The sequence below is a fragment of the Micromonospora sp. WMMA1949 genome (assembly GCF_027460145.1).
In the GTDB taxonomy this organism is placed as follows: domain Bacteria; phylum Actinomycetota; class Actinomycetes; order Mycobacteriales; family Micromonosporaceae; genus Micromonospora.
On the sequence record NZ_JAPZBG010000001.1, the window covers coordinates 4,112,604 to 4,126,930 of the forward strand.

The 14,327-nt window shown below is 72.7% G+C and carries 10 protein-coding genes; 5 read left to right on the top strand and 5 right to left on the bottom strand.

Going from position 1 to position 14,327, the window contains the following annotated elements:
- Positions 1-36: 36 nt before the first annotated feature.
- The 5 genes from O7607_RS19480 to O7607_RS19500 all read right to left on the bottom strand — a co-directional run bounded on the left by O7607_RS19480 (position 37) and on the right by O7607_RS19500 (position 7,048).
- Positions 37-1,005: a TAXI family TRAP transporter solute-binding subunit gene (locus tag O7607_RS19480; RefSeq protein ID WP_269704627.1), complete on the bottom strand. Its 969-nt coding sequence runs from the start codon at positions 1,003-1,005 to the stop codon at positions 37-39.
- Positions 1,002-1,394, bottom strand: coding sequence for a roadblock/LC7 domain-containing protein (locus tag O7607_RS19485; RefSeq protein ID WP_091421601.1), 393 nt, complete (start codon positions 1,392-1,394; stop codon positions 1,002-1,004). Before O7607_RS19485 ends, O7607_RS19480 begins: the two co-directional genes overlap by 4 nt.
- Entirely contained in the window at positions 1,391-3,742 is a 2,352-nt protein-coding gene (locus O7607_RS19490; RefSeq protein ID WP_269704628.1) for a sensor histidine kinase, read from the bottom strand. Before O7607_RS19490 ends, O7607_RS19485 begins: the two co-directional genes overlap by 4 nt.
- Before the next feature lie 64 nt (positions 3,743-3,806).
- Positions 3,807-4,826: a TAXI family TRAP transporter solute-binding subunit gene (locus tag O7607_RS19495; protein ID WP_269704629.1), complete on the bottom strand. Its 1,020-nt coding sequence runs from the start codon at positions 4,824-4,826 to the stop codon at positions 3,807-3,809.
- Entirely contained in the window at positions 4,802-7,048 is a 2,247-nt protein-coding gene (locus tag O7607_RS19500; RefSeq protein WP_269704630.1) for a TRAP transporter permease, read from the bottom strand. Before O7607_RS19500 ends, O7607_RS19495 begins: the two co-directional genes overlap by 25 nt.
- Before the next feature lie 962 nt (positions 7,049-8,010).
- Between O7607_RS19500 and O7607_RS19505 the strand changes: the two genes are divergently transcribed.
- From O7607_RS19505 to O7607_RS19525, 5 genes are all read left to right on the top strand, one after another.
- Complete coding sequence (locus O7607_RS19505) at positions 8,011-9,099, top strand: YihY/virulence factor BrkB family protein (protein ID WP_269704631.1); 1,089 nt, start codon at positions 8,011-8,013, stop codon at positions 9,097-9,099.
- 184 nt (positions 9,100-9,283) lie between these two features.
- A complete protein-coding gene (locus O7607_RS19510) occupies positions 9,284-10,462 on the top strand; it encodes an ROK family protein (protein ID WP_269704632.1) in 1,179 nt (392 codons plus the stop codon).
- Positions 10,463-10,520: 58 nt separating this feature from the next.
- Entirely contained in the window at positions 10,521-12,089 is a 1,569-nt protein-coding gene (locus O7607_RS19515; RefSeq protein WP_269704633.1) for a sugar ABC transporter ATP-binding protein, read from the top strand.
- Positions 12,086-13,174 (top strand): ABC transporter permease, encoded by a 1,089-nt coding sequence (locus O7607_RS19520; RefSeq protein ID WP_269704634.1) that lies wholly within the window; start codon positions 12,086-12,088, stop codon positions 13,172-13,174. The genes O7607_RS19515 and O7607_RS19520 overlap by 4 nt, the downstream gene beginning before the upstream one ends.
- Before the next feature lie 92 nt (positions 13,175-13,266).
- The gene (locus O7607_RS19525) at positions 13,267-14,319 is read left to right on the top strand and encodes a substrate-binding domain-containing protein (RefSeq protein ID WP_073831219.1); all 1,053 of its coding nucleotides are present in this window, start codon (positions 13,267-13,269) and stop codon (positions 14,317-14,319) included.
- Positions 14,320-14,327: the final 8 nt, after the last annotated feature.

The following is a 14,327-nucleotide window of genomic DNA, read 5'->3' on the forward strand; positions in this document are numbered from 1 at the left end:
CGCCCCGGCGCTGGCCGAGGCGGCACGGTCCTGCGCTCAGCCGGTGCGGTAGAACCGTTGCGCACCCGGGTGCAACGGGATCGGGCGGGTCGCCGCGGCGCTGGACCGGTTGAAGTTCGCCGCCTCCGGGTGCACCTGGATCAGCTCCCCCTGCCAGGTGAACAGCACCCGGGTCAGGTCGTACGCGAGTTGCTCCGGCATGTCCGCCGCCACCAGGATCACGTTCGCCACCGTGATGGTCGGCGTCGGCGCGGGGGTGCCGTAGACCTCCTTCGGCAGCGTCGCGGTCGTGTAGACCGCGCCGAAGCGGGCGCTCAGCGGCTCGATCAGTTCGTCGATCGGCAGCAGCCGGAACGTGCCGGGCGCGGAGGACAGCAGGTCCTTGACGCCAGGTGTGGGCAGACCGCCGGAGAAGAACATGGCGTCCAGGCCCTTGGCCCGCATCTGCTTCACCGTTTCCGGCAGCGACAGGTTGAGCCGTTGGATGTCCCGGTTCGGGTCGATGCCGGCGGCGGTGAGCAGGCGCCCCGCGATGATGTCGGTGCCGGACTTCGGCGAACCGGTGGAGATGCGCTTGCCGCGCAGGTCGGCGAAGCTGCGGATCTTGCCGTCGGCGCGGACGATCACGTGCGTGTAGTTGCTGTAGACCCGCGCCAGCGCGCGCACCGCCTGCGGCTGCTTGTCGAACGCCCCACGCCCGTCCACCGCGTCCGCCGCCGTGTCGGCCAGGCTGAACGCGATCTCCATGTCCCCGCTCGCCACCCGGGTGATGTTCTCCACCGAGGCGCCGGTCGGCTCCGCCCGCGCCTCGTACCCGGGCAGGTGACGGGTGATCAGGTCGGCGTACCCGCCGCCGAGCTGGTAGTAGACGCCTGTGGTGTTGCCGGTGGCCAGGAAGATCCGCCCACCGTGCCACGCCTCCGGGGCCGGGTCCTCGGCCGCGCAGCCGGCCACCAGCACCGCCGTCATCAGCGCGGCGGTCAGCCGCACCGCGCGGCCGGTCACCGGCGGACCGCCGGTTCCAGCGCCTCCGCCACCCGCTGCACCAGCGTCGCCGTCTCGTAACCGATCTGGCCCAGGTCGCAGCCGGGCGCGGCGAGCACGCCGAGCAGCGCCCGTTCACCCACCGCCATCACCAGCATCACCCCGCCGTCCATGTCGACGATCTGCTGGCGCACCCGGCCGGCGGACATCAGCCGGGCCGCGCCAACGGTCAGGCTCGCCAGCCCGCTGATCACCGCCGAGAGCTGGTCGACCTGGTCCGGGGCGAGGTCCGGCGAAGACGCCAGCCGCAGCCCGTCCTCGGAGACCGCGAGCGCGTGCGAGACGTCCGGCACCTGCTCGGCGAAGTTCGCCAGCAGCCAGTCCAGGCCGGCGGAGGACGGTGAGGTCATGGTCTTCTCCCGGTGGGTGTGGTGTTCGGGGCACGGCGGGTCGCGCTGGCCACCCCCTCGGCGAGGGCGGACAGCCGGGCACGTACCACTTCGGGGTCGAGCAGGTCGACGGCCGGCGGCGGTGCGGTGGCGTCCGGCATCGGCTCGGGCAGGTGGCCGCCCACCTGCCGCCGGGGCAGCCCGGCGGCGGTGGTCGGGACGGGCGTCGGCGGCCCGCTCACCGGCCGGATCCGGGCCGTGCTCGGCGCCAGCAACGCGCCTCCCGGCGTGCGGACGGCGGCGACGCCGCGCACCGGGCCGACGGGTGTGGCGCTGGTGACGAGGCTGCGGCTGCCGGCCGCCGACCGCGCCGCGGGCCCGGACTTGAACCATGCCGCGGCGCGCGGTCGCCGCTCGACCATCGGCCGCGACGCCACCGACTCGACCCGGGTCAGCGCCGACTCCGGTACGTCGACCTGCGCCACCGTTCCGGTGCCGGGGTTGTGCAACTGCACCCGGATGCCGTGCCGGGCAGCCAGGTGGGCCACCACGTGCAGGCCCATGCTGCCCGCCGCGGCGCTGGAGAGCGTGGCCGGCGCGGCCAGCCGCTCGTTGATCTCGGCCAGCCGGCCCTCGCTGACACCGATGCCCTGGTCGTGGACGCGCAGCACCAGCCCGTCAACGGTGCGCCGGCCGTCGACGAGTACCCGGGCTGCGGGCGGCGAGTAGACGGTGGCGTTCTCCAGCAGCTCGGCCAGGAGGTGCACCAGGTTGCCGGCCGCCGCGCCGTGCACCGCGGCGGTCGGCACGTCGATCTCCACCCGCGGGTAGTCCTCGATCTCGGAGGCCGCCGCCCGTACCACGTCCTCCAGCAGCAACGCGCCCTCGTGCCCCCGGCCGGGCTCACCACCGGCGAGCACCAGCAGGTTCTCCCCGTTGCGACGCAACCGGGCGGCGAGGTGGTCCAGCGCGAACAGCCGGGCCAGCGCGTCCGGGTCGGTCTCCTCGCGCTCGAAGTCGTCGAGCAGCCGCAGCTGCCGGGTGATGAGCGTCCGGATGCGCCGGGCCAGCGCCTCCGCCATCCGGGTCACGTCCAGCCGCAACTCGGCCTGCTGGCCGGCCAGCCGCAACGCGGCCCGGTTCACCGTGTCGAACGCCTCGGCGACCTGCGCCACCTCGTCCCGGCCCCGCCTGATCCCGTCGGTCATCCGGGTTGCCGCACCCTCCGCCGGGGTGCCCTCGCCCGCCGCGATCGCGGTGATCCGTTCCGGCAGCTCCCGGTTCGCCATGGTGAGCGCGGCCACCCGCAGCCGGCGCAACCGGCGGCTGGTACGGACCGCCAGCAACACGGCGGTGACCAGCGATCCGAGCGCGACGGTGCTCGTCGCACCGGCGGTCAGCACCGCGCGCAGCCGGGCCGCCGCGGCCAGGTCCGCCGCGTCCCGGTCCAGCCCGTCGGACAGGTCCCGGCCGAGCAGGTTGTACCGGCGGATCGCGCCGCTCTGCGCCACGTACCAGGCGTCGCCGTCGATCTCCACCGTGCCCGGCGCGCCGTCGAGGTCGAGGACGGCGTCCCGCATCCGGCGGGCCGTGGTCACGTCGGCGCCATCGACCAAGCGGTACCAGGCGGTTCTCGACGAGTCGGAGGCGATCCGCAGGAACTCGGCCTGCCGCTGCTCCCGGGCACCCCGCAGCCGGCCCAGCCGGGCCAGTTCGCCACTTTGCAGTCCACCGCGGACGAACACCGCCCGCAGCAGGTCGCGCTCCAGCGAGGACAGATGCTCCTGGGCGGCCACCGCTGCCACCTCACGGGCCTGGTTGGCCAGGTCGGCGTCGCGGAGCTGGCTCGGCAGCGCGTCCGCGACCGCGAGCAGGGACTCCACGAGCGACACGTACGCCGGGTCGGCGTCCTCGCCGGCTACCGCCTGCTCCCGGGTGGGGGCGAGCTTGTCCAGGCGCCGGCTGGCGTCGTTGAGCACGGGTGCCAGGTCGGGGGCGGCCCGGCGCGCGTCACCCTGCGCCGCGCGGTAGCGCTCCACAGCCGTGTCCACCCGGCGACGCTGCGCGTCCACGAGCGGGCGGCCCGACGTACCACCGCGCTGGCGCAACGCGGCCGTCTCGCCCAGTTCGCGTTCCAGCTCGTGCACCAGACGTACGGTCGCGGTGGCGGTGCCGGCGAGCACTCGGGCCCGGTCGGCGTCGGTGGACGCGTCGAGCGCGGCGTCGGTCTGCGCCGCGCCCAGCACGACCAGGCCGGCGGTGGCCACCAGGATCGGGGTCAGCAGTTGGACGCGGACCGAGCGGAGGCGTCCGGTGCGGTCCGCGGAGCGGTGATGCCGGCGTACGCGAGCCGGGTGGGGCAGCGGCACGGGGGTCTCCGGGTCGGGTCGGTGGGCCGGGCCCGGACGCGCGTCCGGGCCCGGCCCGTTCGGGTCAGCTCGCGCCGAGGTCGCTCAGCGCCCGCTCCGCGCCGCGGTGCAGCGGCACCGGGTCGGTCTTGCGGGCGTTGCCCAGCTCGATGCCCTTCGCCGCCGGGTTCGCCTGGGCCAGAGCGTCCTTCTTCTCGAAGACCGTCCGGGTGATCGCGCAGGCCACGTCGGCGTCCAGGTTGTCCCGCACCAGCAGCACGTTCGGCACCACGATGGTGGGCACGTCGGCCGGGGTCCGGTAGATGTCCTTGCCGATGGTGCCCGCCTGGTAGGCCGGGTTCAGCTCCGCCATCTTCGGCAGCAGCGGGCTGATGTCGACGAACTTCACCTTGTCGCCGGACGTGGTGAACAGGTCGGTCACCCCGCCGGTCGGCACGCCGCCGGACCAGAAGAAGCCGTCGATGCTGCCGTCCTTCATGCCGTCGACGGTCTTGGTGAGGTCCAGCCGCTGCGCCTGGATGTCCTTGGCCGGGTCCAGCCCGGCGGCGGTGAGCAGCCGGTTGGCGATGACCTCGGTGCCGGACTTGGGCGAGCCGGTGGAGATCTTCTTGCCCTTCATGTCGGCCACCGACGTGATACCCGCGTCGGCGCGGACCACCACCTGCGTGTAGTTGTCGTAGATCCGGGCCAGTGCCTTGACCGGCTGCGGTGCGGTGAAGCTCCCCTTGCCCTGCACCGCGTTGACGGCGGTGTCGAACAGCGAGAACGCCACGTCGTACTGGCCGGCGACGAGCTGCTCGACGTTCTGCACCGAGGCGCCGGTCTCGGCGGCCGTCCCGGTGAGCTTGCCGTCGGTGGTCTTGCTCAGCTCACCGGCGAGCGCGTTGCCGACCACGTAGTAGACGCCGGTGGCGTTGCCGGTGGCGATGCCGACCCGGGTGTCCTTGATGACCTTGCAGCTGACCTCGCGGGCCGCGTCGTCCTTCGCCGCGCCGTCCTGACGGCCCCCGCAGCCGGCGGCACCGGCGGCGACCAGGACAAGTGCCCCGACGCCCGCCACTATCCTCGCGTCGATCCGTCCCACTCTCTCTCCTCCCCAAGGTCCACGGATTCTTCGACCGCCGGGCGGCCGGGGTGTCCGGCGGCGCCACGTCGGACGTACACGCCCGCGACCGCGAGCGCGGCGAGTGCCGCGCCGATCGCCATGGGCAGCGGTTCCAGCCAGAGCAGCACCAGTCCGGCGATCGCGCCGACGATCCGCTCCGGCACGCCGGCCGGGCCCACACCCGGGAGCCAGCCGCCGGCCGCGACCGCCAGCACGGCCACGCCCAACGCCGACACCAGGCCGGCCGTCACGATCCGCCCGGCGCCGCCGATGCCGAGCAGGCCGAGGCCGGTCGGCGTGATCACGAAGGCCAGCGGGATCAGGTACGCCGGCAGCGCGTACCGCAGGGTCTGCCACATGGTCGGCACCAACCGGCCGCCGGTGACCGCGGCGGCGGCGACAGCTGCGAGCGCGGTCGGCGGCGAGACCTCGGACAGCACCGCGAAGTAGAAGACGAACATGGCCGCGGCGGGCGCCTCGACGCCCAGGTTCAGCAGCGCCGGACCGATGATCACCCAGCCGATGACGAAGGAGGCGGTGACCGGCACCGCGAGGCCGAGCAGGCTGAGCGCGACCGCGGCGAGCACGGCGGTCAGCGCCAGCACCACCGCCGGCTCCGAGCTGACGGCCTGCGCGCCGTCGATCAGCAGCGCGGCGGCCTGCGGCCCGAGGCCGGTCTTCGTGGTGGTGGCGGTGATGATGCCGGCCGCGGCGCAGACGGCGGTCACCGCGAGCACCCCACGTACGCCGTCGCGCAGCGCCTCGATCAGCCGGGCCGGGGTGAGCCGGTGCCGCCGGTCCAGGAAGGACAGGACCGCGGCGAGCGCGGTGGCGATGACCACCGCCCGCATCGCGGACGCGCCGAGCGCCAGCACCAGGATGATCACGAGAAGCGAGAGGAAGTGGTAGCCGAAGCGGGCCAGCAGGCGCCAGGCCGAGCCGGTGTCGATGACCACCGGCCGGACCCCGGAGCGCCGGGCGTCGATCTCGACGGAGAGCAGGATGCCCAGGTAGTAGAGGATCGTCGGCACCGTCGCCCAGCCGAGCACCTGGAGGTAGGACACGCCCAGGTACTCGGCGATGATGAACGCGGCGGCGCCGAGCGTCGGCGGGGACAGGATCGCTCCCACACCGGCGGCGGCGAGCATGCCGCCCGCGCGTTCGGCCGGGTAGCCGGCGCGCCGCAGGATCGGCCAGGTCACCGCGCCGATGCTGACGGTGGTGGCGGCGCCGGAGCCGGAGACCGTGCCGAGCAGGAAGCCCGAGGCGACGGCGGTGCGGCCGGCGGCCGTACGGGAACGGCGGAACGCGGCGGCGGACAGCTCCACGAAGAACCGGCCCGCCCCGGAGAGGTTGAGCACCGCGCCGTAGATGGTGAACAGCACGATGTAGGAGGCGGCCACGTCGAGCGGGGTGCCGTAGAAGCCGCTGTCGGAGTTGTAGAACGCGTCGACGAGCTGCCCGAAGTCGAGCCCCGCGTGCGCCACCGGCCAGGCCTGCGGCAGCAGGCCGCCGTAGTAGCCGTACCCGAGGAACAGCACGCACACCGCGGGCAGGATCCATCCGGTGGTGCGCCGGCACGCCTCGAGCAGCAGGAGCAGCAGCCCGGTGCCGAACGCCACGTCCAGCGGATCCAGCAGCCCCTGCCGGTCGAGGAAGGCGTCGTACCCGCCGCCACCGGCGCCGATCGTGACCGGCAGTACCGGGTAGAGGCAGACGACGAGCGCCGTGACGGCCAGCAGCCAGTCCACCGGCGTCGGTCCGTGCCGGTCGTCAGTGTCGGCTGCGGTCCGCCGCAGCCGCACCCCCGAGGGGTACGCGAGGAACACCATCGGCAGGACGCCGGCCAGGAAGAAGATGAGGTAGTACTTGCTGCCCTGGGCCAGCGGGAAGAACACCTGCCAGAGCGTCAGCAGACCGACCGCGACGGTGACGCCGGTGAAGAGGAGGCCGACCGGTCCGGCGAGCACCCGGCCCGGCTTCTCGTCCTCGAACCGGGCGGCGAGTTCGCGGGTGTCCGGGTGCGATCCGTCCGGGGCGTGCTCCGGGCTCTCGTCCGCGGTGTCGCGGTCCGCGTCGCCGCGGGTGTGGTGGTGTCCGGCGTGGCTGTGGTGGTGCGTCTCGCCCGGCCCGTCGTCGGCCCATTCGGGGCCGCCGACGTTGCCCTCGTCCGGCGGCAGTGACACCACCTCGGCGTCCACGTCGGACCCCGGTCGTCCGCCGGACGGCGGCCGGGGTTTCGGGGGAGTGGCGTCGGAGGGGCGAACGGGCGGCACGATCGGGCACGATACGCGAATAGCGCGCACGGTGGGAACATTGCCGATCATGATTGCAATGAGTGACGGAATGGAGCGTCGCTCACTCGTGGCACGTATTTCTTGAAACAGTTTCGCGATGCCGGGAGGGGGTCTCTCGCGGCCTACTTCCCGCATGGTTTACAACGATGAAGAATGGGCGTGTCCCGGGATGCTTGCCGTCACGCAACGTGTCCACTGAGGTGGGTGTGTCGTCCGCGTTGACGCGCGCGGACAACGTCTGTCGCAGCGGGGCGCGCCGGTTCGCGCGCGCTCGCGCCCGGCGTACCCGCCCGGACGGGAAATGCGCGGAGTGCGTCTTCTCCGCTCCGCGTTTCCGCGAGCGCCGTCCTTTCTGCCGAGGTGGCGGCATCGGAAGACAGATCACGCGCCCCGTCGGTGCCCCCCGACCGCGCCGCCCCGTACGCCGCGCCCCATTGGCGCGCCGGCCGGCGGACGGACGGTGACCGACCCTTCGTGGGTGGAACGCCATGGGTGCTTCCGGCCCCGTTTCACACCCGTGACGTTCCACTCGTCGTGACCGTCGTCGAGATGGCGGCGACGGGTGGTCGCGGCGGAGCGACGGCTCGCCGAGATCTCGGGCGGGGTGCGGTGGGGCGCCGGTGAGAGGGTGCCTCCCGCCGCCTTTGCTCTGCATCCATCGGCGCACACGGTGACGGAGCGTGTCCGCCGCGCGGGTGGCTGCAGAGCAAAGGCGGCGAGGGAGTGAAAGCGCCGACGGGGAAGAGGGCGGCGGAGAGCGGGCAGGCGGCGGCCGGGTGGCCGGGTGGCCGGTTTGCGGGTGCGGTGGTTACCGCTGCCCTCGTCAGGGCATGTCGTGCGGGACGACATGACGACGAGGAGGTGCCATGGCCGCCCGCGACGACGCCCACGACGTCCACGACGACGCCCGCGACGCGCGCGACGTCCCCGCTGCGCGCGACGACGCCCGCGCCGGGCAGGACCGGTCCGGCGGGCGCGAGCACGTGGGGCCGGTGGGGCCGGACGACGGACCGGACAGCCCGGCCGACCTGTCGGCGACGGGCTGGATGGCGACCCTCAAGCGGACCGTCCGGGAGTTCCAGGACGACAGCCTCACCGACTGGGCCGCCGCGCTCACCTACTACGGCGTGCTCTCCATCTTCCCGGGCGTCCTGGTGCTGATCTCGCTGCTCGGCCTGCTCGGCGACCGGGCCACCGAGGGGGTACGGGACACCGTCGGGCAGGCGGTGCCGGAGGAGAACATCCGCCGCGTCATCGAGACCGCGATCGACCAGGCCGGCCAGTCCGGCGGCCTGGCGAGCATCGCGGCGATCGTCGGTCTGGCGGCGGCGTTCTGGTCGGCCTCCGGCTACATCGCCGCGTTCATGCGCGCCTCGAACAGCATCTACGACGTGCCGGAGGGACGGCCGATCTGGAAGACGCTGCCGGTACGCCTCGGCGTGACCGCGGTGATCGGCGTGATGCTGCTGATCAGCGCCGTGATCGTGGTGTTCACCGGCGGGCTGGCCGAGCAGGCCGGAAACGCGATCGGGCTCGGCGGGACCGCCGTGACGGTCTGGAACATCGCCAAGTGGCCGGTGCTGCTGGTGCTGGTGAGCCTGATGTTCGCGATCCTCTACTGGGCCTCGCCGAACGCCCGGCACGGCGGCTTCCGCTGGGTCAGCCCCGGTGGCGTGCTCGCGGTGGTGCTCTGGCTGGTGGTGTCCGGGCTGTTCGCGCTCTACGTCAGCAACTTCGGCTCGTACAACAAGACGTACGGCGCGGTGGCCGGCGTGATCATCTTCCTGGTGTGGCTCTGGCTGAGCAATGTGGCGATCCTGCTCGGCGCGGAGTTCGACGCCGAGTTGGAGCGCAGCCGCGCCATCGCGGCCGGGCACCCGGTCGACGAGGAGCCCTACGTCGAGCTGCGCGACGACCGCAAGCTGCGCAAGAAGGGCCGCGCGCCCTCCCGGTGACCCGACATCGCGCCGCCCCGCCCGGAAGTGACCCGGGCGGGGCGGCGCGTTTTCATGATCCGGATCTTGCTTTTGTTCGTATGGACAAAAGTTTGCATCGGACGTGCCGAAGCTATGGACATGCGGCCCGGAAGGCTCCTACTGTGTCGGACACAACACCCATCCGATGCGGAGGTGACTGCCGGTGCGGACGGCCGACCCCCTGCACGTACGGCTCCTGCGGCTGCTCCGGGACGAGGGCGCGGTGTCCCGCGCCGAACTCGGCGACCGGCTCCAGATGCCCCGCCCGCGCCTGCTCGCCGAGCTGGAACGCCTCGTCTCCCTCGGATACGTGGCGGAGGCCGGGCTGGCCGCCTCCCGGGGCGGGCGGCGCTCCACCCTCGTCGAGCTGAGCCCGCACCTGCGGTTCGCCGCCGTCGACCTGGGCGCCAGCTCGATCGACGTGGAGGTGGTGAACGGCCGGCTGGAGACGGTGGCCGCCTACACCGAGGCCGCCGACATCCGCTCCGGGCCGAAGGTGACCCTCCAGCGGGTGAACGAGCTGCTGCACAAGGCCAAGGTGGACGGCGCGTACGAGCGGCTCGACGCGGTCGGCATCGGCGTACCGGGCCCGGTGAGCTTCCGCGACGGCGTGCCGGTCTCCCCGCCGATCATGCCCGGGTGGGACCGGTTCCCGGTCCGCGAGCTGCTCACCCGCGAACACGGCTGCCCGGCGGTGGTCGACAACGATGTCAACATCATGGCGATCGGGGAACGGCACGGCGGCGTGGCCCACTCGGTCGACGACTTCCTGTTCATCAAGATCGGTACCGGCATCGGCTGCGGCATCTACCTGCACGGCGAGGTCTACCGGGGCACCGACGGCTGCGCCGGGGACATCGGCCACATCCAGGTCGACCCGAACGGTCCGATGTGTTCCTGCGGCAACCTCGGCTGCCTGGAAGCGGTGTTCAGCGGCGCCGCGCTGGCCCGCGAGGCGACTGTGGCGGCCCGCACCGAGGTGGCCCCGGCGCTGGCCGAGCGGCTGGCCGCCCGGGGCGTGGTGACCGCGCTGGACGTGGCGCAGGGGGCGATCGAGGGGGACGTCACCTGCATCCAGCTCATCCGCGACGGCGGCCGGCGGGTCGGCAGTGTCCTGGCCGGGCTGGTCAGCTTCACCAACCCGTCGATGATCGTCATCGGCGGCGGGCTCGCCCAGCTCGGCCACATCCTGCTCGCCGAGATCCGCAGCGTGGTCTACCGCCGCTCGCTGCCGCTGGCCACCGGCAACCTGCCCGTCGTCCTGTCCGAGCTGGGCCCGCGCGCCGGCGTCGCCGGCGCGGCGGTGCTGGCCAGCGACCTCGCGTTCGGAGAAGCAGCGTGAGCGCGAGGAGTGAGCCGGTCCTGCGAGCCCCGCAGTCGCGAACGAAAGGCGGTGCAGCATGAGCGACACCGGCACGCCACTGGTCGAGGCGCCCGCCGACGCCGTCGCGGGCGAGGTGGTCCTGCGCCTCACCGACGTGGTCAAGACGTTCCCGGGGGTACGCGCGCTCGACGGCGTCCAGCTGGAGGTACGGGCCGGTGAGGTGCACTGCCTGCTGGGACAGAACGGCGCCGGCAAGTCCACCCTGATCAAGGTGCTGGCCGGGGTGCACCGGCCGGACTCCGGCGAGGTCCTGTGGCGGGGCGAGCCGGCGTCGTTCGCCAACCCGCAGGCCGCCATGCGCGCCGGCATCGCCACCATCTACCAGGAACTCGACCTGGTCGACGACCTGTCGGTGGCGGAGAACGCGTTCCTCGGCCACGAGCCGCGCCGGTTCGGCTTCGTCCGGCGGGGGCACATGGCCCGGCGTACCCGGCAGATCCTGGCCCGGCTCGGCCACCCGGAGATCCCGCCCGGCCGCCTGGTGCGGCACCTGCCCGCCGCGGGCAAGCAGATCGTCAGCATGGCCCGGGCGCTGTCCCACGAGGCCCGGCTGATCATCATGGACGAACCGAGCGCGGTGCTGGCCCACGACGAGGTGGCGAACCTGTTCCGGATCATCCGGGAACTCACCGCGCAGGGCATCGCGGTCATCTACATCTCGCACCGGCTGGAGGAGATCCGCGAGATCGGCGACCGGGTCACCGTACTCAAGGACGGCCGGACCACGGCGGCGAGCCTGCCGGCCCGCGAGACGCCGACCCGCGATCTGGTCGCCCGGATGACCGGGCGGACCATCGAGTACGTCTTCCCGCAGCGTCCGGCCGACCACGGGGGCGGTGCGGAACTGCTGCGGGTGGACGGGCTGACCCGGCACGGCGAGTTCGCCGACGTCTCGCTCGGGGTCCGGGCCGGCGAGATCGTCGGCATCGCCGGGCTGGTCGGTTCCGGCCGTTCGGAGCTGCTGGAGACCATCTTCGGCGCGCGCCGGGCGCAGGCCGGGACGGTCCGGGTCGACGGCCGCGTGTTGCGTCCGGGCAGCGTGGGCGCCGCGGTACGGGCCGGGATGGGCATGGCGCCGGAGGAGCGCAAGAGTCAGGCGCTGCTGCTCGGCGAACCGATCTACCGCAACGTCACGCTCGCCACGTTCAGCAGGTACGCCCGCCTCGGGTTCACCGACGCCGGACGGGAACGCGCCGAGGCCGACCGGATCGCGGCGTCGCTGGAGTTGCGGCCCCGGGACGTACGCCGGCCGGTGCGCACGCTCTCCGGCGGCAACCAGCAGAAGGTGGTGGTCGGGCGGTGGCTGCTCGGGGACACCCGGCTGCTGTTGCTCGACGAGCCGACCCGGGGCGTGGACGTGGGCGCCCGGGCCGAGCTGTACCAGGTGATCCGTGACCTGGCCGCCCGCGGCGTCGGGGTGCTGCTGGTCTCCAGCGAGGTGCCCGAGGTGCTGGGCCTGGCCGACCGGGTGCTGGTGATGCGGGAGGGCCGGGTGGTCCGCGAGGCCCCGGCCGGCGAACTGGACGAGAACACCGTGCTCGACCTCGTCATGGCGGGGTCCCTCATGGAAGGCGCACCGGCATGAGCGAAGCCACTGACACCTCGCTGCCCGCGCAGTCGCCGCCGGTGGAACGGGCGGAGACCGCCAAGGTCGACGCGCCGGCGCGGCTCTCCTGGTGGCGCGGCGACGGCGGGGAGGGCGTCAAGCGCAACCTCGGCCTGCTCGCCACGCTCGTCGTCCTGGTGGTCATCGGCATCCTGACCCGCCCCGACCTCTACGGTGACGCGAACTGGGTGTGGGGCAACACGCTCACCATCCTCAAGCTCGCCTCGGTGGTCGGCGTGGTCACCGTCGGTATGACCTTCGTGATCATCGGCGGCGGCATCGACCTGTCGGTCGGCGCGATCGTGGCGCTGGCGGGGGTCTGGTGCACCACAGTGGCCACGCAGAGCTACGGCGCGGGCGGCATGATCTTCACCGCGCTCACCGTCGGGCTCGCCGTCGGCGTGGTGAACGGGCTGCTCGTCTCGTACGGACGGCTGGTGCCGTTCATCGCCACGCTCGCCATGCTCGTCGCCGCCCGGGGGCTGGCGGCGGAGATCTCCGACAAGCAGACCCAGGTGTCCGGCAACACGTTCATCAACGGCATCGCCAGCACGAACGTGCTCGGCATCCCGCTGCTCGTGTACATCCTGGTGGCGGTGGTGGCGGCCGGCTGGGTGCTGTTGAACCGCACCACGTTCGGCCGCCGTACGGTGGCGGTCGGCGGCAACCCCGAGGCGGCCCGGCTCGCCGGCATCAACGTCCGCCGGCACACGGTGCTCCTCTACGCGCTCTCCGGCCTGTGCTGCGGCATCGCCGCGGTCATGCTGACCGCGCAGGCCACCTCCGCGCAGGCGGCGATGGCCAACCTCTACGAGCTGGACGCGATCGCCGCCGCGATCATCGGCGGCACGCTGCTCAGCGGCGGGCGGGGCACGATCATCGGTTCCCTGCTCGGGGTGATCATCTTCTCCACGATCACCAACCTGTTCGCCATCAACAACCTGTCCGCCGAGGCCCAGAACATGGTCAAGGGCGGCATCATCGTCGCCGCCGTCCTGGTCCAGCAGGTGCAGTTCGGCAGCCTGACCCAGTTCCTCGCCCGCAACCGGGCCACCACCACCTGATCCCATTCGCACACCCCCGGCCGCCGTCGCACCGACAGTGGTCCGGCCCGCCACACCCGAAACCACCCCACCACCTCATCCCAGGAGGCGTCATGAGAACACCGCGCCATGACCTGTCCCGCCGCCGGCTGCTCTTCGGCGGGGCCGCCGTCTCCGCCGGGGTGCTGCTCGCCGGCTGCACCAGCAACGAGCAGAGCCCGACCGAGGCGCAGACCAAGGCGGCCGGTTCCGGCGCCAACACCGAGCCGGGAAAGAAGGTGACCATCGGCTTCTCCGCCCCGGCTGCCGACCACGGCTGGATCGCTGCCATCACCAACAACGCCAAGGCGCAGGCCGGGGCGTACCAGGACGTGGAGCTGAAGTCGGTCGAGGCCGGCGCGGACGCGGCGGCCCAGCGGGCGGCGCTGTCCACGCTGATCTCGCAGAAGCCCGACGTGATCGTGCTGCTGCCGCACGACGGCAAGGAACTCAACGCGTTCGGCCTGGAGGCGATGAAGGCCGGCATCCCGGTGGTGAACCTGGACCGCGCCTTCCCGGACGCGCGCGCCTACCGGTGCCAGATCAAGGGCGACAACTACGGCATGGGGGTGGCCGCCGCCACCTACATCGCCGAGCAGCTCAAGGCCAAGGGCGTGAGCAACCCGGTGATCGGCGAGATCCCCGGCATCGAGTCGCTGGAGCTGACCCAGGAACGCTCGAAGGGGTTCGCCGACACGCTCGCCTCGTACGGGTTCAAGGTCGCCAACCGGCGGCCGGCGGAGTTCACCGTCGACTCCGGCCAGCAGGCCGCGACCGGCCTGTTCCAGGCACTGCCGAAGATCGACGCGGTCTGGAACCACGACGACGACCAGGGCATCGGCGTGCTCGCGGCGGTCAACCAGGCCAACCGCAAGGAATTCATCATGGTCGGCGGCGCCGGCTCCAAGAAGGCCATGGAGGACATCGCCGCCGACAACACGGTCCTCAAGGCCACAGTCACCTACAGCCCGTCGATGGCCTCCTCGGCCATCTCCCTGGCCCGCCTGATCGGCCAGGGCAAGGGCATGTCCGACCTGGTCGAACTCCAGGTACCGAAGGAGATCGTCCTCGCCTCCGAGACAATCACCAAGGAGAACGCGAGCGACTACCTGAAGCTCGGGTTCTGACACACGGG